Below are 20888 nucleotides of genomic sequence, written 5' to 3'. Positions count from 1 at the left end.
TTAAGAAGAGTCGAGGTTTTATCACATGGCCGCGATATCGGCCACATCGCAGCGTGCCCGCGCGGTCGCGTGTCTCCGAACGGGAGACATCGTCCGGCTGCGGGATCTTCTAGCGCAGGGTATCAGCGCGGAGACGATGGCGAGGCTGGTACGCGACGGCCTGGCCGTCAGGCCGGCCCGCGGTGTCTATCAGGCAGCCGATGCCCCGCTCGACGCGCGACACATGCTGGCCGAGGCCGCAGCGCTCGCTCCCAAGGCCGTGATCTGTCTCGCCTCCGCGCTTCAGTTTTACGAACTGACGCTGCAACGCCCCTCATCGGTCTGGATGGCGATCGACCGTACCGGTTGGAAGCCGAAGACCGACTACCCGCCCATGCGTTTTGTGCGCTTCAGCGAGCCGCTGCTCAACGAAGGCGTCGAGCGGCATCGCATCGAGGGCGTGCAGGTCGCCGTCTTCGATCCGGCGAAGTCGGTCGTGGACTGCTTCCGCTACCGAAACAAGGTCGGGCTCGATCTGGCGCTTGAAGGTCTACGCGAAGGCTTTCAGCGACGCCGCTTCACGGTCGATCAGCTAAGCCGATACGCTACCCACGCCCGGGTGTGGACGATCATGCGGCCGTATGTGGAGGCGACGATCGCTGATGGCGCGTGACGTGCTAAACATCGGCGCTTCGGTTCGAGCACGCTTGCTCGATCGCGCGCGTCGCGAAGGTGCCGACTTCCAAAATATCCTGACGCGTTACGCGCTGGAGCGGCTGCTCTACCGACTCAGCGTCTCGGCAGCCGGCGATCGATTCGTTCTGAAGGGGGCGATGCTATTCGCAGCCTGGGTCGATGACCCGTTTCGGCCGACGGGAGATTTGGACCTGCTCGGTTTCGGCGAGGACGAGGCGGAACAGATCGCGACGACCTTCCGAGACATATGCTCGCTTGACGTTTCTGACGATGGCGTCGCGTTCGACGTCGAAGGGCTGACGGCGGCGAACATCCGCGAGACTGCGGACTATGGCGGCGTCCGGGTCCGAACGAGCGCCACGATCGGAGGCGCGAGAGTTCCGGTCCAGATCGACATCGGCTTCGGTGACGCGGTTACACCAGACCCGGTCGAGATCGACTACCCAATCTTGTTGGATGGGCCACCGCCGCATCTGCGTGCCTATCCAGCACAGACGGTCGTCGCGGAAAAGTTCGAGGCATTGGTGAGTCTTGGTCTCGCCAATTCCCGGATGAAGGACTTCTACGATCTATGGATGATTTCCCGCACGTTCGGCTTCACGAGCGTCGAGCTGAGGGAGGCAACCACGAGGACATTTACGCGGCGGCGGAGTGATCTGCCGGTTGACGTGCCGAGCGGCCTGTCTGACGACTTCGTCGCTGCAAAGCGCGGGCAATGGCGGGCGTTTCTGGCCAGAGAACGCCTCTCGGCCGCGCCGGAAGATTTCGCGACTGTGGTGCAAACGCTGCGGGACTTTCTGCTAACGCCTCTGGCAGAGGCCGAACCATCTACTTATGCTTGGCCACCTGGCGGCCCCTGGAGCGTCCCGGCGCCCGTCAGTATAGAGGATCAGCACGCTGCGACCCGACGAGTTCCCTCATAGCATGTCGGCGCTCACACAGGCGGATCTGACAGGACTCTTCGCATCGCGACCTCAAGGCTTTGCGTGGTTCATCGGAGCGGGTGCATCGCGCATGTCCGGGCTTCCGACCGCAGTCGACATCATCTGGGATTTGAAGCGCAGGCACTATTCGCGCGAGGAAAACCAGGAGATCACTCGTCAGGACATGCAGAATGACGCGGTTCAGACCCGCATCCAGAGTTTCATGGATTCACACGGCTTCCCGTCGCTGTGGGCGGATGACGAATACACAGTCTATTTCGAGAAGATCTTTGGAACCAACAAAGAGCGCCAGCGGCGCTATCTGAGCGCCATCCTCGCCGAAGACCGGGTGACGCTGACGGTCGGTAACCGCATTCTTGGTGCATTGCTAGCGACAGGGATGACGCGAGCGGTGTTCACCACGAACTTCGATACGGTCGTCGAGCGCGCCGTCGCCGACGTGAGCGGCCGTTCGCTCGCAGCCTTCCACCTGGAGGGTTCGACAGCCGCCGTTCAGGCGCTGAACAACGAGGAGTTTCCGCTTTACTGCAAGCTGCACGGCGACTTCCGCTACGATAGCATCAAGAATCTGTCGGCCGATCTGGCTCATCAGGATCGCCAGTTGACGCTTTGCCTGCAGAGCGCGGCGTCGCGGTTTGGATTCATTGTCGCAGGGTACAGCGGGCGTGACGCGAGCGTGATGGCGGTGTTCCGGGAGGCGCTGGCGCAGGTCAATCCGTTTCCCAACGGCCTGTTCTGGACGACGATTAAGGGATCTCCAGTCCCTCCCGTCGTGACCGCCCTCATCGCTGACGCGCGAAGTCGCGGCGTGAACGCTGCCGTCGTCGAGATCGAGACCTTCGATGCGCTGCTCCTTCGACTATGGAGGAACCTGCCCGACAAACCGGCTGCGATGGAAGCGAAGGTGCGACGAAGCGTACAGGCGGGCGTCAAAATCGCGCTGCCGTCGGCTGGCACGGCCAAGCCGCTCTTGCGCTTGAACGCCCTCCCGATCCGTACCCTGCCGACGCGCTGTCTCGTCGCGCGGACGAGCCGGCCTTACGAGTGGGCCGAGCTTCGCGATCTGCAGCGGCAATCCGATCCGCGTCTCCTCATGACCAAGGCCGACGAGATCTGGTGCTGGGGTCCGCGATCGGCGGTGAAGGCCGCGTTCGGGGCAAACCTCGTCGGCATCGATGAGCGAGATGTGCCGCTGGACCTAAGTTCGCCGGGTAACCTCCACGTCAAAGGCTTCCTTGAGGATGCCTTGGGAACGGCGCTGGCGCGGGGCCGACCGCTGCTATCGCGCACGCGCCGGACTTCGACCACACTGATCGCCGATCCCCATGCACAGGATAAGACGCTGCTCGATCCCGTATTCCACGCGGTCGGCAGGCTGTCGGGGACCGTGAACGGCCTCTTCGCACCGATCACCGAGGAGCATCCCGAGCCGGCCAAGGTGTCGTGGGCTGAGGCCGTTCGCGTATCGATCGTGCAGAAGCAGGGCGAAACCTGGGCGGTGCTCGATCCCGATATCTGGATCTGGCCGCCGCGTGCTCGGGAGGTAGCGACCGATTTCCTCGACCAGCGTCGGAAGGGTCGATTCAACAACAAGTTCAATGTCCTGCTCGACGCATGGGTACAGGCGTTGATCGGCTCGGGCGCGCGGCGAACCGATGTGGTCTTTCAAGCCTTCGATGGCGACGACGCTGCGGCCAACCCCGCGTTTCGGATCCACAGCCAGACGGCCTTCTCGCAGCGGCTACAGCGATGACCGGCGCGTTGTCCCAGCTTGCGGGTTACGCCCGCCTTCCCGAACCGGAGCTCGTCTTTCACCACCGCAAGACGGCGCGCCATCCGCTCGTCGGCCTGATCGAACACGGACCCTATAGTCTGCGGTTCGGTGCGCCGGCGCGGTTGCGGATCGGGCTCGTCGCCAGGGCCGGCGATCTCAACCGGCTCCGCAACCTCGTCGGCGAACTCGGCCGGTCTGCGAAGCCGCGCGAGGCACTCAACTATTACCCGGAATATCCGGGGTTCGAGGCGCTGTTCCGCGTGCCCATCGCCCCGCTGAACGATCGAACGACGGTGCAGCTACCGCCGAGCCTCGACGGCCACGCCGTCGCCGGTGACAAGGGCCGGCTCGCAACCGAGTTGTTTCAAGCGGTGGCGATGCTTGGGCCGCTTCGATCGGATTTCGACGTCGCGTTGGTCTATCTGCCGCCGAGTTGGGCCACTTGCTTCGAAGGAGAGAACTTCGATCTGCACGATTTTCTCAAAGCGTATTGCGCGCCGTCGAACATCCCCATTCAAATCGTGCGGCAGTCGAGCTTCGATCGGACCTGTCGTGCGAACGTGATGTGGGGGCTGAGCGTCGCGCTCTATGCGAAGGCTGGCGGCGTACCTTGGAAATTGACCGGCCTCGCGACCGACGAAGCCTATGTCGGCCTGAGTTACGCAATGAAGTCGGGACCGGATGGTACAGCCTACACGACATGCTGTAGCCAAGTGTTCGATCCAGATGGTGTCGGCTTCCGCTTTGTCGCCTATGACGCAAAAGAGTTCACGCAGGATGCGAGCAAGAACCCCTACTTATCATATTATGAGATGCAGTCGGTCCTTTCGCGAAGCCTCAACGTCTATCAAGGTGGGCATTTGGGCCGGGTACCCAAGAAAGTTACGATACACAAGAATACGCCGTTTCGTGAAGAAGAAGTCCTGATCGACGAGGCGCTTACTGAGCTTTGCCATCTCACATACTCCACGGCACGAAGCTGCTTCCAAGGGTCATTCCGCGGAAGCACCACGGAAGCACTCGGAGGGAAATTCGCGGCTGTGACCGGATACGCATTTCGGAGTTGATGCAAGAAAAGATGTTTTATCGCAGTGGTTTAGCGCACTGTAGCGTGCAAATAGAAACCGTAGCGAAAACCGTCTTTTCTAGCTCCGAAGGCAGAGGCCACAGGTTCGAATCCTGTCGGGTGCGCCACAGAAAACCGCCGTTCCCCACAACCCGGCGATTTTCTTATTCCGGTGTCAGTCCGGTGGACCCATCAACGCTTCTCGCTTTGTCCATGATCCGTTCCTCGGGCCAGCCATGGCTTCTAGCGTTGAGCACTTGCCGAGCGTAACGCCGCCCCTGATCACCGTGGCGTCAGGCCGGTGATCGCAGGTTTTGCAGCGATGACGGGCGCAGCTGCCGCCTGCTGAGCACCAGAGCCCGGATGGGCCCCGTCCGAACTGTTGGTTGTCGAAACAACTGTCCCGACGGCGTGAGCCTTCTTGATCGAGTAGAAGGAAGGGGCCTTCACGGTGTAGGTGCCGTCGTTGTTATTGACGATCGAGGTTCCGACCTGCGGCCCGACCTCCATATTCGCCGTGCCAGGCTCGAACACGAGATAATTGCCGGTGACCGGCGAGACGTTCGTCGTGATGCGGACGCCGGTGTTGCTGATATCGTTGCCGACTGCCAGCGCCGTGGTGAGGGTTCCGCCACCCGCCGCCGCCAACGGCGTCAGTTTCCACTTCGGGATGCTGGTTCCATCGTCGGGCGCCTGATAGGCACCCCGCAGGTCGACCGCCAGCGCCAGAGGCGTCGGGCGGGTCATGATCCAGTCGTTGACCGCCTGGAGCGGCTGCGAGCTGCCGAGCCCGTTGCCCGTCTGCGATGCCAGAGTCGTGCGGGCCATCGTGCTGTCGACGGTACGCGGCGTGATCGTCGACTGGATGATGGGTACGCCCGGGAAGGTCTGCGAGAGGAAGCCCCACCACGCGGTCGCCCGCGACTGCATGTCCGCCGTGACCGACGCGATGGTGTCGGTCGACGCGTAACCCATCGCCGAATAGTCGTTGCGCAGGCCCTGCGACCAAATCGCCGAGAAAGGCCACACCTGACCGCCGTTTAGCGTGTTGCGGATGTAGGAGAGCAGCTTGTAGCGCAGGCCGAAGCGGCCATCGCTCAGGTCCATAAAGTCGAGCATCTGCGCGCCGTGGTGGCCGAAATTCCCGACGCCGAATCGGCCGGTGGGCCCGTCATCGTCGAGCCTGCGCGTGATGCCCCCCACAATGCCCCGCGCACTGGCCAGCTGCGGAAGATCATCCTGCTGGGTGATGCTGTCACCCAGCTCAAGGACAGACGGCTGGCGCGACCACGGGACGAGCACCGCGACCGGCGAATAGCCGTTCGTCGTGTTGGCGGTCAGACCGACGCTGGTGATCGACCCGCCGTTTGCATAGGTCGCGTTCGGTGCGGCAAGGTGACGACGCACCTCGCCGAGCTGACCCATGCTGGTGAAGCCGCGCGGGCGCGCCGCGCCCATGGCTGTGCTGATCGATGTCCGCAGGAACCCTCCCGGCCAGGCGATCGGAACGGCATCGGTGATCGCGAAGCCGCCGTCCGCCATAGTCGCGCTGGTCGCCCCGCTGAAGGTCAGCGCGACCCGCGTTCCGGTGCCGTTCTGGCCGGTGAAGGCGACAACATAGTCTAGGGTGTTGGTGTTGCCGGGCTTCTGCTCGCGCGCGGTCCCGGCCGGTCGGTTGTTCGGGTCAGTGTCGTCGCTTATTTGACCAGCCGTGATGAAGAAGCGCAAGGGCGGCCCTCGGTATCGGCGATGGCGTGAAGTTTCGTGTTCAGACGCCTACGGGTTGCGGCAGAACATTCGCTTCGGCTCCCCGTTTTACGTGTTGGCTGGATGCATTACACGATGCGGCACATCGATCAGGATGATCCTTCGCAGTCGGTTCCTTTGATATTTGCAAAAGCCCGCCCGCGTTTTGCCAGCGCCGTCCGTTGCGGTCGACAACGACTATGCTGCTCAGCGCTCGTCGATTAACCGCGCGAACCTGCGGCGCCGGGGTGGTGAATGGGTGATCGAGGATGGTGTCGGCGATGATCGATCGCCCGTCATTGTCCTATGGGAGGCCGGGAACAGGCGTATGGGGCAAAGCTTTGCCTGATGCCTACCTGGTATGATGGCCTTGCCGTTTCGGGCCTGGAATGTCAGCGTGGACCAGACGTCATGATAGCGGACCCGGCCCATCCTTCATGCCCAATGATCATAGTGATATCCACCGTCGCGAGCTGCCGCCGTTGCCTGCGCTCGCCAGTTTCCTGGCGGCGGTGGAGACCAGCAGCTTTTCGCGCGCGGCGCAGCGCATGGCGCTGACGCAGAGTGCGATCAGCCGACAGATCGCACTGCTGGAGGACTGGTTGGGCGTGCCGCTGTTCGAGCGGCGCGGGCGGCGGGTGACGCCGACACCGGCGGCGCTCGCCTATGCCGAAGCGGTGGGACCGGCGGTCGAGCGGTTGCGCAGCGCCACGCGGCGGCTGCTGACCCCGATGGCTGACCGCGCGCTGACCATCGCGACGCTGCCCAGTTTCGGCATGCGCTGGCTGGCCCCGCGCCTGCCGGGCCTGACCGCGCGGCACCCCGAATTGCTGGTGAACTTTGCCGCGCGCTCCTATCCGTTCGATTTTACCGAAGAGCGGTTCGACGCCGCCATCCATTTCGGCCTGCCCGACTGGCCGGGTGCGGACCATGCGCTGCTGTTCCATGAGGATGTCGTGGCCGTCTGTTCGCCCGACTGGCTGGCGCGCCATCCGGTGGCGAAGCCCGCCGACCTGTTGCCGCATACCCTCTTGTCGCTGGAGGCGCGGCCCGATGCCTGGGCACGCTGGTTCGCCGCCGCCGGTGTGGCCGATGCGGCGGTCCGCGAAGGGCCGGTATACGAGCATTTCCTGATGCTCGCCCATGCCGCGGCGGCGGGGATGGGCATGGCGTTGATCCCTTCGTTCCTGATCCGCCCGGAGCTGGCCTCCGGCGCGCTGGTGACGCCGATCGATGTCACGCTCAGCGCGTCGGAAGCCTATTATCTGGTCTGGCCGCGCCGCAGCAGCCACAGTCCGCTCTTCGACCGCTTCCGCCACTGGCTGCTGGATGAAGCCAGGGCGGAGGCGTGAGCGGGCGCTGACGGGCTAGGCGCTTGGGATCAAAGCGGCTTCCCGCCCATGTTCCACGTCAGCTGCACGGCATAGCTGCGACCGATCCCATCGAACCACGAAATGTCGTAATAGGGATAGGACGCATAGGTCGGATCGTGGATCGGCGCCTGATCGAACAAATTGGTCACCGTCCCGGTCACGCGGAGGCGTTCGTTCAGGTCGTAACGCATCGACAGGTTGAACAGATAGCTGGCCTTGATGAAGCCGTCCTGATCATAGTTCGGCAGCTTGCCCAACCGCATACCGGTGATCGTCGTTGAGAAATCGCCCAGACTCCAGGTCAGACTGGCCGTGCCCTTATCGCGCGGAATGTCGAAATTGCTGTCGACCGCGAACTTGTTGATGATCGGATCGCCCGGATATTGGCGCACCGTGTGGTTGAAGACATAGGTATAGCCGCCCGACAAGGCGAAGTCGCCGATCGCGGCGGTCGGCAGACGGATATTGGCGGCGATGTCGATGCCGTCGGTGGTTTCCTCCGCGACGTTGATCGGATTGACCGCCACCGCCTGTAACTGCCCAGCCAACGCGCCGCTGGTATAGCGGATCACACGGGCCAGCGCATCGCGGCAGGTCGGTGACGACGGATCGGCACCCCCGCCCGCGCGACAACGCGATTCATCGCGCAGCACGGAATCGATGCTGATGTCGCGCACCTGGTCCTTCATCTTCACCCGGAAATAATCGACCGACAGGTCGATACGGTTCGACGGCTGCCACACCACACCGGCGTTGAGCGAGGTCGAGGTCTCGGGCTGTAGCTGACGATTGCCGGTCTTGCGGGCGATGATCGTCTGGTCCGAATAGCTGCAATCTCCGATCGTCTCGTTCGGCTCCTCCACCCGGCACAGATAATAATCGGTGGCCGAGGGGTGGGTGTTGCCCGGGCCGCGGAAGACGTAATTGAGGTCGGGCGCACGGAAACCGGTGCCATAGGCGGCGCGGAAGAGCAGCCTTTTGGTCGGCCGCAATTCGCTGCCGATATTATAGGTAAAGCGGCCAAACGTGTTGCCCGCGATGTGGAACGAGTCGTACCGCCCTGCGGTGCTGAGTTGCAGGAACGACAGCACCGGCACGCGGAATTCATACCCTAAGCCCCAGCGATTGCGCGACCCGCTGCCGTCCGAATCCACCAGCCCGACATAATAGTTGGTCAGCGTCAGCGGATCGGGGCGCAATTCATAGCCCTGCTTGCCCGCCTCCGCGACGAAGGCGAAGCCGACCGGACCGGCGGGCAGCTGGAACAGGTCGGTGGTGTTGAGCGAGGCGGCCAGCGTGTCCGTCCAAGAACGCGGGCGATAGAGCGAATCGACCGAGATTGAGCGATATTCGGCCGGCGTCAGCGGCGTGTAGAGGCGGCGGACATCGGCGTTGAAGATCGCATAGCCGGTGGCCGGATCGACCCCCTGCTGCGCCCCCAGGAACAGCGCGTTCGATTTCGAGATGACGATTTCGGGGAAGGTGACGCGCGAATCATACTGCGCATGGTTGAACGACACCTCGTACTTCCACTTGTCGTTCGTGCCGAACTGGCCGCGAATGCCGGGCGTGATGTTGAAGGTGATCGACCGGTTGCGGGTCATGCCGTTCTGGAAACCGCCCATCTCCTCGGGCGTGAACTGGCGGGTCCAATTGTCGAGCTGCAACCCGCTGTCGGTCGCGTCGGGCGCCAGGTTGGGGTTGAAGAAGGTGCCTTCCTCGTTGCCGTCGGGCGACACGTAATACCAACTCTTCACCCGGCGGAATAGCTTCAGCTTGGAATAGCTGAACTGCAGGTCGGCAAAGAGTTCGGTGCCGCCGCCCAGATCATAGCCCATCGAGCCATAGGCGGTGATGGACTTTCGGTCGGATAGCATCGTGCCATAGGCGACCGATTCGTTGCTGCCGCAGAAGCGGCCGTAGCGACGGCGATCGGCGTAATAGATCGTGCCCTGATTGAGCGAGGACAGCGCGCTGCACGTCGCCTGACCCGGATCGATATAGTTCGCATCCTCGTCGGCGCGCAGGAAGGTGCGCTGCGCCAGCGGGGTGGCGGTGGTCGGGTTGTCGGCGGTCGAATCCTGCCGCTTGCGCTGATATTGCCACAAGGGGCGCTGGTTCAGGAATTCGATTCCGGCCACGCCGTGGAAGCCGCCGGTTTCCCAGCCGGTCGTCGCCATCAGCCGATACGCCGCGCCGCCGCCATGGTCGGTGTCGCTGTAGCGCATGTCGATACGGGTGCCGTCGGCCTTGGTCTTCAGCTGGAAATTGACGACGCCCGCGATCGCGTCCGACCCGTAGATGGCCGAGGCGCTGCCGCTCAGCACCTCGACCCGATCGATCAGGCCGACGGGAATGTTCGAGATGTCGGTGAAGTTGCTGTTGCCCTGAAACGGCAGCGGGAAGTCGGCGATGCGGCGGCCGTTGACCAGCACCAGCGTATGGTTGGGGCCCAGGCCGCGCAGGTCGACCTGCTGCGCGCCGGGACTGAAGCTGGCGCCCGATGCGCTCTGCTGCCCCTGCGTCTCGCCGCTATTCTGGGTCAGGCTGCGCAACACGTCGGGGACGCTCAGGAAGCCGCCCTTCAGGATATCCTCCGACGTCACGATGGTGACCGGTGCGGGCCCTTCCTTCTGCACGCGCGGGATGCGCGATCCCAGGACGGTGATTTCATCCGATGCGTCCGCCGTCGGGGCGTTGGCCGGCAGGTCCTGCGCCATCGCGCTGCCCGCCATCGCCATCATCCCCACACCCGTCAGCCAATGAACGACCGAGGTCCCCTGCATTATAAAGCTCCCCATTTTTACCCCTAAGCGCAATCATAATGCCATGGACTTCCGTCATGTTGAAACATAAAAACGTCATGTTGAATGTTCGTCTCTTTGTTTTGATGGGGAGTGTGGCCTTGCGACACTATGGTCTGGGTATCGCATTGATATGCGTGGGGATTGCGTCGGCGGTGCCGGCGGCAGGGCAGCAGGCGGCAGGACAACAGGCGGGGGCGACGGTCGCGGGCGCGCGCTTCTTCGTGACCGGCGATCCGGCCAAGCCCCGGCCTGCACCCACATCACAGGGCCTGATGCTGATGGGCGGCGGCGACTGGGACAAACAGGCGTTCCAGTGGTTTGCGAAGAAAGCAGGCTATGGCCACATCCTGATCCTTCGCGCGTCGGGCGACGGCGAAGGCGGCCGCGAGATGTTCGCGACGATGGCAGGCGTCCAGTCGGTGTCGACCATCCTGTTCACCGATCGCACCGCATCGACCGACCCCCGCGTGCTGGCGGCGATCGCCAAGGCGGACGGCATCTTCCTGGCGGGGGGCGACCAGGCGAAATATGTCCGCTTCTGGCAGGGGACGCCGGTCGCCCGTGCGCTGGACGCGCATGTCGCGGCGGGCAAGCCGATCGCGGGCACCAGCGCCGGCCTCGCCGTGCTGGGCGGTACGGCTTACGGCGCGATGGATGGCGGCAGCATCGATTCGTTCAAGGCGCTGTCCGATCCGCTGGGCGATGCGGTTACGCTGGTCCATGGTTTCCTGCACATGCCGCGTCTCGCTCATGTCATTACCGACACGCATTTCAACGAGCGCGACCGGCTCGGGCGGCTGATCGCCTTTGTCGCCAAGGCGCGTGCGACCGGTGATCCGACCGCGATCGGGCTGGGCGTCGACGAAGCGGGCACGCTGTGCGTCGAGGCGGACGGACAAGCGACCTTCTACGGGCCGAAGAACACCCATGCCTGGCTGGTGCAGCCGCAAGGCATCCCGAAGCTGACACGGGGCAAGCCGCTGGACTGGGCCAATATCCGCATCACCGGCGTCGCGCCGGGGGACAGGATCGACCTGAACACCATGACCGTGTCCAAGCCCGCCTTCGTCGGCACGGCAAAGGTGGTCGCGGGCAGGCTGATCGATACCCCCTTGCCGCCCGGCGGCCACTGGTCGCTGGCGATCCATGGCGGGGCAGGCGTGATTCCGAAGGGATCGCTGACGCCGGACCAGGAGCGCGCCTATCGCAACGGGCTGAACGCGGCGCTGGCCGCCGGGTCGGCGGTGCTGGCCAAGGGCGGCAGCAGCCTGGATGCGGTGGAGGCGGCGGTGCGTGTGCTGGAGGACGATCCCCACTTCAACGCCGGGCGCGGCGCGGTGTTCGACGCAGAGGGCAAGAACCAGCTCGACGCGGCGATCATGGACGGGGCGACCCTGCGCGCAGGCGCAGTCGCCGGGGTCAGCGCCACCAAGAACCCGATCGTGCTGGCCCGCGCGGTGATGGAGCATAGCCGCCATGTCCTGCTGACCGGGGCGGGTGCCGACCAGTTCGCGCGCGAACAGGGGGTGGAGCAGGTCGATCCATCCTATTTCCGCACCGAGAAGCGCTGGCGCGAATATCAGGCGTGGAAGCGCGACGAGGAGCATGCCGCCCTCGATCCGACGCATCGTTTCGGCACGGTCGGCGCGGTGGCGCGGGACCAGCGCGGGCACCTGGCCGCCGCGACCTCGACGGGCGGGTTGACCGGCAAGCGCTGGGGACGGATCGGCGACTCACCGATCATCGGCGCGGGCACCTATGCGATGGACCAGACCTGCGCGGTGTCGGCGACCGGCACCGGGGAATTCTTCATCCGGCAGGTCGCCGCGCGCCAGATCTGCGACCGGGTGCAATGGAAGGGACAGGACATCGCCACGGCGGCCAGCGACACGATCGAGGAGGTGGGCGAGATCGGCGGCGACGGCGGGCTGATCGCGATGGACGGCCGCGGACACATCGCCTTCGCCATGAATACCGACGGCATGTATCGTGGTAGCGTATCGGATGACCAATCCCCACGTACCGCCATCTATGCGGGAGAAATGGATGTCGGCCGATAACCCCCACCCGTCGAAGCGTGAGCTGGACGCGCGATTGCTGGCGCTGTTGCGGCAGGATTCGCGCGTTCCGGTGTCCGAACTGGCGCATGTGCTGAACGTGTCGCGCGCGCATGTCTATGCCAGCATCGCGCGCATGGAGCAGGACGGGACGATTGACGGCTATACCGTCAGGCTGGGCGAGGCGCATGACCGGCGCATGGTGCGCGCGCATGTGATGATGACGACGCTGCCCAAGCTGCTGGACGAGACGAACGAGGCGCTGGCCGCGATCCCCGAGCTGACCGGCGTCTATGCCATTGCGGGCGAATATGACCTGATCGCGATGGTCGAGGCGCCCAGCCTGGAGCGGCTGAACGATGTGATCGACGCGATCGGGCGCATGGAAGGGATCGGACGGACGATGTCGGCGGTCGTGCTGGCGACGCGGTTGCGGCGGTAGCGGGTGCTACCCCGCCAGCACCCGGTCGATCAGTTCGACCGGGTGCAGCGGACGGCGGCCGGTCAGGCGCTTGGTCTGGCAACGGCAGGAAAAACCGGTGGCGAGCATCGCATCGTCGCGGGTCACGGCTGCCCAGCTAAGCGCGAAGATATCGCGCGATAGCGTCTGGTTTTGCGCCTCATGCCCGAACAGTCCGGCCATGCCGCAGCAACCGGTCTTGGTCGGCTGGGCGACGATGCCGAACCCGGCCAGCGCCTCCGCCCAGAGCGCCAGCGCCTGCGGGCGAAGCGCCTGTTCGGTGCAATGGCCCAGCAGGCGTTGCGGCGGAGCGGCGCGGGCGGCGGCGGGCATGCGGCCCTGTCGAACCGCCTCGGCTAGCAGGGTCTCCAGCCCGGCGACCTCGACGCCGTTGCCGGTCATCTCGGCAAATTCCTGGGTGAACATCAGCGCGGTGGCGGCATCCAGCCCGACCAGCCGCACGCCCAGATCGGCGAGTGCCTTCGCCTCCGCCATGCGCTTGGCGGCGATGCGGGCGAAGCGGTCGCGCAGTCCCAACAGGTGCAGCACCTTGCCATTGCTGCGCGGCGGCAGGCGCAGCACGGTATATCCGCACACCGCCAGCACCCGCCCGGCGGCAGCGACCAGCGGGCCGTCGAAGCTGGCGGTGAAGCTGTCCTCGACCAGGATGACGATGTTCGCCCGCGCGTCTGCTGGCAGTGCGTCGATCTTCGCCTTCGACACAACAGGCGGAAGGGTGTGCGGGGCCGCCACCGCGAAGGCGGGCAAGTCGACATAACCAAGCGTGCGTTCCAGCGCGGCTTTCGCGCGGTGACTGCTGGCGACGCCATTGGCGATCCTGGGCATTTTCCGCGCGGCGGCGAGCATGGCTTCCATCTGCGCGACGACGCGGTGGCGCAGCGGGCGGGCGCGCTTGGCCCAATAGCGCTCGGCGAAGCGCGACTTCATCGTCGGCACGTCGACCTTCACCGGGCACAAAGTCGTACACGCCTTGCACGACAGACAGGTGGCGAGCGACGCCTGCGTATCGGCGGCCAGCGCATCGCGTTCGGCGACTTCCGCCGGGGTCGGCTCGGCGATCGAATCCAACCGGGCCCAGGCGCGCAACAACGACGCACGGCCCTTGGGCGACTGCGCGCGGTCGCGTGTTGCCTTGTAGGACGGGCACATCACGTCGAGCGAGTCCCACGCAAAGCACGCGCCATTGCCGTTGCACGCCACCGCGCGGTCGAAGTCCTTGGAGCGCGTCGCGTCGATCCGGCGGTCGGCCTCGCCGCGCAAGGATACGCCATCGATCCGGTCGATCGGCTGCCCGGCCGGTGCGGCGAGCTTGCCGGGGTTGAGCCGGTTGTGCGGATCGAACGCCGCTTTCAGCGCCTGGAGTTCGGGGTAGAGGCTACCGAAGAACAGCGGCGAGAACTCACCGCGATAGCCGCGACCATGTTCGCCCCACAGCAACCCGCCATAGGATTTGGTCAGCCGCGCCACTTCGTCCGAAATCGGGCGGATCAGCGCGGCCTGAGCCGGGTCACGCAGGTCGAGGAAGGGGCGGACGTGCAAACAACCGACATCGGCATGGCCGAACATGCCGTAGTTGAGGCCGTGGCCGTCGAGCAGCGCGCGAAACTCGGCGACAAAATCGGCCAGCTTTTCCGGCGGGACGGCGGTGTCCTCGACAAAGGGAATGCCCTGCCGCGCGCCACCCAGTCGGGCGAGCAGGCCCACTGATTTTTCCCGCAAGGTCCAAAGCTGCCCGATGGCGGTATCGTCGCGCACGATGCGCATGTCACCCTGCGGCCCGATATCGGCGAGCGCGGCTAGCCCTGTATCGATGGTCGCATCGTCGTCGGCGGTGAATTCAATGAAGTTCATCGCCGCCACCGGCGCGTCGCTCGCCCCGCCCAGCAGCCCCTCGACGCTGGACCAGATGATATCGCTGCGCGCGACGCCCAGCACCTTGTCGTCGAGGATCTCGATAGCGACCGGATCGGCGGCGATCAGCCGCTGTACGTCGCGCATCGCGGTATCGAAGGCGGCATAGCGGATGACCGCCAGCGCGCGCTTCTTTGGGCGATGCGCGACCCGCAAGCTGATCGAGCGGGTGATCGCCAGCGTCCCCTCCGACCCGGCGAGCAGATAGCCGAGAAAGAACCGGTCGGCCGCGGCATCCCAGGTCTTTTGCAAATTATAGCCGGTCAGGCCGCGGTTCATCTCCGGGAAGATCGACGCGATATCGTCGGCGCGCTCCGTCACGATGCGCAGCGCCTCGCGGTGGATATCGGCGACGATGCCGCTGCCCGCCGCGATCGCCTCCGCCTCGGCGCGGGTCATCGGTTCGGCGCGCCACGGCGTGCCGTCCGACAGGGTCAGGTCGATCGCGGCGATATAGTCCGACGTCTTGCCCCAGCGTCGCGACCCCTTGCCCGACGCATCGGTCGCGACCATCCCGCCGATCGTCGCGCGGCTGGCGGTCGACACCATCGGCGGGAAGAAGCGGCCATGCGGTTTCAGGAAGGCGTTGAGCTGGTCCAGCACGACGCCCGGTTCGACCGTGACGATGTTCGTCTCGGGATCGAACGCGCCGATCCCGCGCATATGACGGGCGAAATCGATGATGATCCCGTCGTTCAGCGACTGGCCGTTGGTGCCGGTATTGCCGCCGCGTGGCGTGAGCGACAGGCCGGTATCGGCAAGGGTGCGGACCAGCAGGGTCACGTCTTCGCCGGTGCGCGGATAGACGATCGCCGCCGGGCGGACCTGATAGATGCTGTTGTCGGTCGATGCGACCTGCCGCGCGCCGATGCCGTCCTCGGCATCACCGGCAAAGCCCGCCTGGTCGAGGCGGCGCAGCAGGTTCGCGACCGCCGCCATCAGGCCGCCGCTGCCCCGCGCAAGGCGTCGCGCACCTGCTGCATCGACCGTGCCTCCGCATCGGCATAGAGCGCCAGTTCGTCCTGCACCTTGTCGCCCAACGCCTCCTCGAACACGGCCTGCGCCGCCGATGCCGCATAGCTGCGCTGTTCGGTGCCGCCCAGATTGGACTGGAAAATGCCCGCCGCGCTGACCGGCAGGAAATCCTCGTACACGATCGGCTGGGCGCGGACATAACCCGCCGCCAGCCATGCATCGATATCGCCCGCCGGCTGCACGCCGGTCGCGACCAGCCGCTGCCCGGCCTCGGTCAGGTCGTAGCGGAACCAGGCCAGCCCCTGTTCGCGCAGAGCCTCCGCCGTGTCGGGAAAGGCGGCGAAGGCGAGGGCCAGCCGCTCGGCATAGCTGTCGCCCTGCGACCCCTGTTCGCCACGGGCGGCCGCCAGCAGTTGGTCATACAGCGCGCGCCCCTTGGCGGTCAGCGCCGCGCCACGCTGTTCGATTTCGCCGAAACGGGCGGTGTGATGGCCCGGTCGGTCGCCGGGGAAAGTCACGCCCTCCTCGATCGCCTTGAAGCTGGTCTGGCGCAGCAGGATCGGGACGACGCGCGGCGGCGGCCCTTCGATCACCGCCTTGGCCGCGATCCCCTTCGCCTGCATCGCCGCCTGCGCCGCGTCGATGTCGAGCGTGCGCGGGGTCAGGTGGTTGATATGCGGCCCGCGGAACGACACGACATCGGCGATCAGCCGGTGCGCATCGTGGAGCCGGTCATAGGTCGCGGCATCGACCCGCGCATCGCCGTGCCAGCGAAAGGTTTCGAGCAGCGCGGCGACGAAGCGGTCGGCCTCGTCCTCGTTCAGTCCACCCTGCGCCTCGGCCCGTTCGATCAGGCGGCTGGCCTCGTCGGTAAATATCTGCCGCGTCGACAGGATCGTCTCCGCCTCGGCGCGCAACGCTTCATCCTCGATCAGTTCGAGGCGCAGCAGCGAGGTGAAGACGCGGAACGGATTGGCGTTGAGCGCGGCATCGTCGACCGGGCGAAAGGCGGTCGAATGGACCGGTACGCCCGCCACCGACAGGTCGTAATAGCCGACCGGATACATCCCCATCACCGCAAAGGCGCGGCGCATCCTGTGCAATTCCGCCGCGCTGCCCAGCCGGATCGCGCCATGGCGTTCGACGTCCAGCCGGTCGAGTTCGCCCGCTGCCGCCATCTCTGCCGCCAATTCGGGGCGGTCGGCCAGCACCTGCGCGTTCACCTCGGCCACGATCGACAGCAGATCGCCGTAGAGCGGCACCTCGGCGCGGTACATGGCCGACATGGCTTCGGAAAAGCGGGTGCGGATCGCGTCGGGGGTTGTGAAGCTGTGGGTCATGGTCACCTCGGACAGATAGGGTCAGCGCGGGGCATGGGTAAGGGTATCGCCGATGCCGACATGCAACGCGCGGGCGGCGTCGGGGTCAAGCAGGATGCCGTCGCCCTGGGGCGCGATGCGCGCGAAACAGGCGCGAAATCCCGCCAGCCGACCGGCGGCGGCGATGGCGGGCGTGGTGCTGTCGCTATGCCCCACCGCGCGGACGATGGCGGTGCGCGCCGATCGGATGGTGGCGATGTCGTCGGTCGCGGCGGTCACGGTCGGGCCGCCATCGAACAAGTCGACATAATGGTCGTGGCGAAATCCCTCCTTCTCCAGCAGCCGTAGCGCGGGGCGGCCGGAGGGGTGGGGGACACCCAGCACGGCACGCGCGCTGTCGGGCAGCATCGCCAGCAGCACCGGCGTGGTCGGCATCAGCCCGGCCAGGACATGGGTGCCATGCTCCGCGTTGAACGCATCGGCCGCGGCAAAGCCCATGCCGAAGAAGCGCGCGGCGATCCCGTCCCAGAAGGGCGCCTCGCCCGCCTCGTCGACCACGCCGCGCAATTCGGCGATGGTCCGGTCGGCAAAACGCGGGCGGTGCATCGCAATGAACAGATAGCGGCTGCGCGCCAGCAAGGTGCCTGCCCCGCCCGCGCGGGCATCGGCGCGCAGGAACAGTCCGCCCACCTCGCTGCACCCGGCATGGTCGGTGCAGATGGTCAGCGTCGTGTGATCGACCGACCGACCCAGCACGGCATGGTCCGCGCCGTGCCGGTCGATGCGATAGCTGTAGAAGGGCGCGTCGGTTCCGATATGCGAGAAAATCTGGCAGGTGCCGTGGATCGCGTGGGTGCCCAAATCCTCCAGCACGAACAGGAACCGGTCGACGCCGAAGCGGTCGGTGTCGCGCGCAAAGGCGGCATCGGCGGCGGCCAGCCGCTCGGCCAGCTTGGCCTTGTCCGGCGGCAGGTTGACGAACCCGCCACCGGTGGTCTGCGCCATGGCATAGAGCGCCGACAGGTCGTGCCCGCCCGCGGCCCGCAGGACGATCGTCACGCCGCGCCGGCTCCCAATACCGGCTTCAGCGCGTCCCAATTGCCCGTCGCGCTACCGGCCTCGAAGCTCGCCATCGGATAGGCGCAGTAATCGGCGGCATAATAGGCGCTGGGGCGGTGATTGCCCGAATCGCCGATCCCGCCAAAGGGCTGCGCCCCCGCCGCACCCGTGGTCGGGCGGTTGCGGTTGACCACGCCCGCGCGCGCATCGAGCACGAAACGCTCCCACAACGCATCGTCGTCGGTCAGCAGTCCGGCGGACAGGCCGAAACGGGTGTCGTTCGCGGCGGCGATGGCGGCATCGAAGTCCGCGACGCGGACGACCTGTAGCACCGGCGCGAAAATCTCCTCGTCGGGCACGACCACGCCGGTTACGTCGAGCAGCGCGGGCATGACGAAGGCGGCGCTGCGCCCTTCGATCCCGCCGAACGGCACGATGGCGCGCGCCCCGGCCGCCTCCAGTGCAGCGACTTGGCGGCGGGCGGTCGCGGCGGCGGCGTCGGAGATCAGCGGGCCGATATAGGGGTTCTCGTCCCAGCGCCCGATGGTCAGGCGCGGGATCAGCGCGGCGATCGCCTCCACCACCGCATCCCCGAACGCGCCGGTCGGCAGGATCAGGCGGCGCGCGCAGGAGCAACGCTGTCCGGTGGTGATATAGGCCGACTGGACGATCAGCGCGGCCACCTCGGTCACGTCGCCGTCCCACGCGATCAGCGGGTTGTTGCCGCCCAGTTCCAGCGCAAGGATCACATCCGGCCGCTCGGCAAAAGCGCGGCGGAAATGCGCGCCGGTGGTCGCCGACCCGGTGAACAGCAGCCCGTCGATATCCGCCGCGACCAGCGCCGCGCCGGTCTCGCGCGCGCCCTGTACGACCTGCAACACGTTTTCGGGCAGACCGGCTTCACTCCAGGCGTCCGCCATCGCCGCGCCGGTCGCCGGGGTCAGTTCTGACGGCTTGAACACCACCGTGTTCCCGGCGAGCAGCGCGGGCACGATATGGCCGTTCGGCAAGTGGCCGGGGAAGTTGTACGGCCCCAGCACCGCCATCACCCCGTGCGGGCGGTGGCGCAGCACCGATTCCCCGAACGGCATCGCGCTGCGCTTTTCGCCCGCGCGTTCGGCCTGGGCGGCGATCGACAGTTCGACCTTGCCGACCATCGTACCGACCTCCTGCGTGGCTTCCCACAGCGGCTTGCCGGTTTCGCGCGCGATCAGCTCGGCGAGTTCGGCGGTGCGCGCCTTCAGCACGGCGGCATAGGCGCGCGCGATGGCGACCCGTTCCGCGACCGGGGTGCGCCGCCAGTCGCGAAACGCCACACGGGCGCGCTCGACCGCTGCATCGACATCCGCGCCGCTGGCGACCGGACCGGTCCAGACGGTGTCGCCCGTCGCCGGGCAGGTCGAGGTCAACACGCTCATGCCGCCTTCGCCATCAGCCCGCGCGCCGCGACGCACGCCGCTTCCAGCCGGGTGACCGCCTCGGCAATCTCCTCGCCCGAGATCAGCAGCGACGGCAGCAGGCGGACGCAATTCTCACCGCCGCCCGCGACCAATATGCCATGGTCGCGCGCGATTCCCATGAACTCGCGATTGTTCGGGATCATCTTGAGGCCGATCAGCAGCCCCTTGCCACGCACTTCGGCGATCACATCGGGGAAGCGGCCACGCAGCGCCTCCAGCCGCTCGAAGAAATCGGCGCTCGCGGCACGGGCATGGGCGAGGGTTTCCTCGTTCGCGATGGTGTCGAACGCGGCGATGCCGACCGCCATGGCCAGCGGATTGCCGCCGAAGGTCGTGCCATGGACGCCGGGTGTCATGCCCTTCGCCGCCTCGGTGGTGGCGAGGCAGGCACCGACCGGGAAACCCGATCCCAGCGCCTTGGCCAGCGCCATGATGTCGGGCGCCGCGCCGTCGAACCACTGGTGCGCGAAGAGCTTGCCGGTGCGGCCCATGCCGCTCTGCACCTCGTCATGGATCAGCAGCACGCCGTGTTGGCGCGTCAGTTCGCGCAGGCGCAGCAGCCATTCGCCGGACAGTGCGCGCGCACCGCCTTCGCCCTGCACCGGCTCGACGATCACCGCCGCCGTGGTCGGGCTGGCGATGGCGGCCTCGATCGCCGCCGCGTCATCGATCGACAACTGGACGAAGCCCGGCAGGCGCGGGCCACAGCCCTCCATATATCCCGCATTGCCCGAGGCGTTGATCGCGGCATAGGTGCGGCCGTGGAACGACCCGGCAAAGCCGACGATGTCGATCCGCTCCGGCTGGCCGTTGACGTGATGATAGCGGCGCGCGGTCTTGATCGCGCATTCGACCGCTTCGGTGCCAGTATTGGCGAAGAACACGCAATCGGCGAAGGACGCATCGACCAGCCGCTGCGCCAGCGCTTCCTGCCCCGGAATGCGGAAGATGTTGGAGACATGCCACAGCTTGCCCGCCTGTTCGGTCAGCGCGGCGACCAAAGCAGGATGGGCATGACCCAGCGCGTCGGTCGCGATGCCCGCCACGCAGTCGAGATAGCGCCGCCCCTCGGTATCGATCAGCCACACGCCCTCGCCACGATCCACCGCGATCGGTGCGCGGTTGTACAGGTTCATCAGCGGATCGGTCATGACGGCTCCTATTACGGATTCGGGAATGCTCTGGCGGGTCAGGCTGCCGCCCTATTTGGCCCCTGGAAGGACCGTGAACAAACGCATTGG

Annotated in this window: 14 protein-coding genes; 7 read left to right on the top strand and 7 right to left on the bottom strand. The window is 66.0% G+C overall.

Annotated features, from left to right (window positions below; translation table 11 throughout):
• Nucleotides 1-25: 25 nt before the first annotated feature.
• Genes SB4_RS06680 through SB4_RS06665 form a run of 4 tightly spaced genes read left to right on the top strand, consistent with a single transcriptional unit; the run spans nt 26 to nt 4460 of the window.
• Nucleotides 26-652 (top strand): type IV toxin-antitoxin system AbiEi family antitoxin domain-containing protein, encoded by a 627-nt coding sequence (locus SB4_RS06680; RefSeq protein ID WP_058751938.1) that lies wholly within the window; start codon nt 26-28, stop codon nt 650-652.
• Nucleotides 642-1598 carry a nucleotidyl transferase AbiEii/AbiGii toxin family protein gene (locus tag SB4_RS06675; protein ID WP_058751937.1) on the top strand — a complete coding sequence of 319 codons (957 nt, stop codon included), beginning with the start codon at nt 642-644 and terminating at the stop codon, nt 1596-1598. The genes SB4_RS06680 and SB4_RS06675 overlap by 11 nt, the downstream gene beginning before the upstream one ends.
• A gap of 1 nt (nt 1599) precedes the next feature.
• Nucleotides 1600-3372 carry an SIR2 family protein gene (locus SB4_RS06670; RefSeq protein WP_058751936.1) on the top strand — a complete coding sequence of 591 codons (1773 nt, stop codon included), beginning with the start codon at nt 1600-1602 and terminating at the stop codon, nt 3370-3372.
• Nucleotides 3369-4460 carry an argonaute/piwi family protein gene (locus tag SB4_RS06665; RefSeq protein WP_058751935.1) on the top strand — a complete coding sequence of 364 codons (1092 nt, stop codon included), beginning with the start codon at nt 3369-3371 and terminating at the stop codon, nt 4458-4460. Before SB4_RS06670 ends, SB4_RS06665 begins: the two co-directional genes overlap by 4 nt.
• A gap of 281 nt (nt 4461-4741) precedes the next feature.
• On the opposite strand, the gene SB4_RS06660 is transcribed toward SB4_RS06665, so the two are convergent.
• Nucleotides 4742-6187: a hypothetical protein gene (locus SB4_RS06660; protein WP_058751934.1), complete on the bottom strand. Its 1446-nt coding sequence runs from the start codon at nt 6185-6187 to the stop codon at nt 4742-4744.
• Between the two features lie 455 nt (nt 6188-6642).
• On the opposite strand from SB4_RS06660, the gene SB4_RS06655 reads away from it, so the two are divergent.
• A complete protein-coding gene (locus tag SB4_RS06655; protein WP_058751933.1) occupies nt 6643-7557 on the top strand; it encodes a LysR substrate-binding domain-containing protein in 915 nt (304 codons plus the stop codon).
• Nucleotides 7558-7586: 29 nt separating this feature from the next.
• Here SB4_RS06655 and SB4_RS06650 read toward each other — a convergent pair whose 3' ends face one another.
• Nucleotides 7587-10364: a TonB-dependent receptor plug domain-containing protein gene (locus tag SB4_RS06650; protein WP_153006102.1), complete on the bottom strand. Its 2778-nt coding sequence runs from the start codon at nt 10362-10364 to the stop codon at nt 7587-7589.
• A gap of 155 nt (nt 10365-10519) precedes the next feature.
• Between SB4_RS06650 and SB4_RS18830 the strand changes: the two genes are divergently transcribed.
• Together SB4_RS18830 and SB4_RS06640 are read left to right on the top strand one after the other, a co-directional pair.
• Nucleotides 10520-12445, top strand: coding sequence for an isoaspartyl peptidase/L-asparaginase (locus SB4_RS18830; RefSeq protein WP_241488511.1), 1926 nt, complete (start codon nt 10520-10522; stop codon nt 12443-12445).
• A complete protein-coding gene (locus SB4_RS06640) occupies nt 12432-12884 on the top strand; it encodes an Lrp/AsnC family transcriptional regulator (protein WP_058715504.1) in 453 nt (150 codons plus the stop codon). Before SB4_RS18830 ends, SB4_RS06640 begins: the two co-directional genes overlap by 14 nt.
• 6 nt (nt 12885-12890) lie before the next feature.
• Here the strand turns inward: SB4_RS06640 and SB4_RS06635 are convergent, their stop codons facing one another.
• The 5 genes from SB4_RS06635 to SB4_RS06615 are packed head-to-tail and all read right to left on the bottom strand — an operon-like array spanning nt 12891 to nt 20798.
• The gene (locus tag SB4_RS06635) at nt 12891-15773 is read right to left on the bottom strand and encodes an FAD-binding and (Fe-S)-binding domain-containing protein (protein WP_058751931.1); all 2883 of its coding nucleotides are present in this window, start codon (nt 15771-15773) and stop codon (nt 12891-12893) included.
• Entirely contained in the window at nt 15773-17149 is a 1377-nt protein-coding gene (gene hglS, locus SB4_RS06630) for a 2-oxoadipate dioxygenase/decarboxylase HglS (RefSeq protein ID WP_058751930.1), read from the bottom strand. Before hglS ends, SB4_RS06635 begins: the two co-directional genes overlap by 1 nt.
• Nucleotides 17150-17170: 21 nt before the next feature.
• Nucleotides 17171-18187, bottom strand: coding sequence for an arginine N-succinyltransferase (locus SB4_RS06625; RefSeq protein ID WP_058751929.1), 1017 nt, complete (start codon nt 18185-18187; stop codon nt 17171-17173).
• Entirely contained in the window at nt 18184-19605 is a 1422-nt protein-coding gene (gene astD / locus SB4_RS06620; protein WP_058751947.1) for a succinylglutamate-semialdehyde dehydrogenase, read from the bottom strand. Before astD ends, SB4_RS06625 begins: the two co-directional genes overlap by 4 nt.
• The gene (locus tag SB4_RS06615) at nt 19602-20798 is read right to left on the bottom strand and encodes an aspartate aminotransferase family protein (RefSeq protein ID WP_058751928.1); all 1197 of its coding nucleotides are present in this window, start codon (nt 20796-20798) and stop codon (nt 19602-19604) included. Before SB4_RS06615 ends, astD begins: the two co-directional genes overlap by 4 nt.
• Nucleotides 20799-20888: the final 90 nt, after the last annotated feature.

Origin of the sequence: Sphingomonas sanguinis (assembly GCF_001476905.1) — a bacterium.
Lineage (GTDB): Bacteria > Pseudomonadota > Alphaproteobacteria > Sphingomonadales > Sphingomonadaceae > Sphingomonas > Sphingomonas sanguinis_B.
This window is presented reverse-complemented; position numbering and strand designations above follow the sequence as displayed.

Bases quoted from the DNA above. Each gene is read 5' to 3' on its own strand.
- SB4_RS06680 (WP_058751938.1), top strand. From the start codon at position 26: ATGGCCGCGATATCGGCCACATCGCAGCGTGCCCGCGCGGTCGCGTGT.
- SB4_RS06675 (WP_058751937.1), top strand. From the start codon at position 642: ATGGCGCGTGACGTGCTAAACATCGGCGCTTCGGTTCGAGCACGCTTG.
- SB4_RS06670 (WP_058751936.1), top strand. From the start codon at position 1,600: ATGTCGGCGCTCACACAGGCGGATCTGACAGGACTCTTCGCATCGCGA.
- SB4_RS06665 (WP_058751935.1), top strand. From the start codon at position 3,369: ATGACCGGCGCGTTGTCCCAGCTTGCGGGTTACGCCCGCCTTCCCGAA.
- SB4_RS06655 (WP_058751933.1), top strand. From the start codon at position 6,643: ATGCCCAATGATCATAGTGATATCCACCGTCGCGAGCTGCCGCCGTTG.
- SB4_RS06650 (WP_153006102.1), bottom strand. From the start codon at position 10,364: ATGCAGGGGACCTCGGTCGTTCATTGGCTGACGGGTGTGGGGATGATG.
- SB4_RS06640 (WP_058715504.1), top strand. From the start codon at position 12,432: ATGTCGGCCGATAACCCCCACCCGTCGAAGCGTGAGCTGGACGCGCGA.
- SB4_RS06635 (WP_058751931.1), bottom strand. From the start codon at position 15,773: ATGGCGGCGGTCGCGAACCTGCTGCGCCGCCTCGACCAGGCGGGCTTT.
- hglS (WP_058751930.1), bottom strand. From the start codon at position 17,149: ATGACCCACAGCTTCACAACCCCCGACGCGATCCGCACCCGCTTTTCC.
- astD (WP_058751947.1), bottom strand. From the start codon at position 19,605: ATGAGCGTGTTGACCTCGACCTGCCCGGCGACGGGCGACACCGTCTGG.
- SB4_RS06615 (WP_058751928.1), bottom strand. From the start codon at position 20,798: ATGACCGATCCGCTGATGAACCTGTACAACCGCGCACCGATCGCGGTG.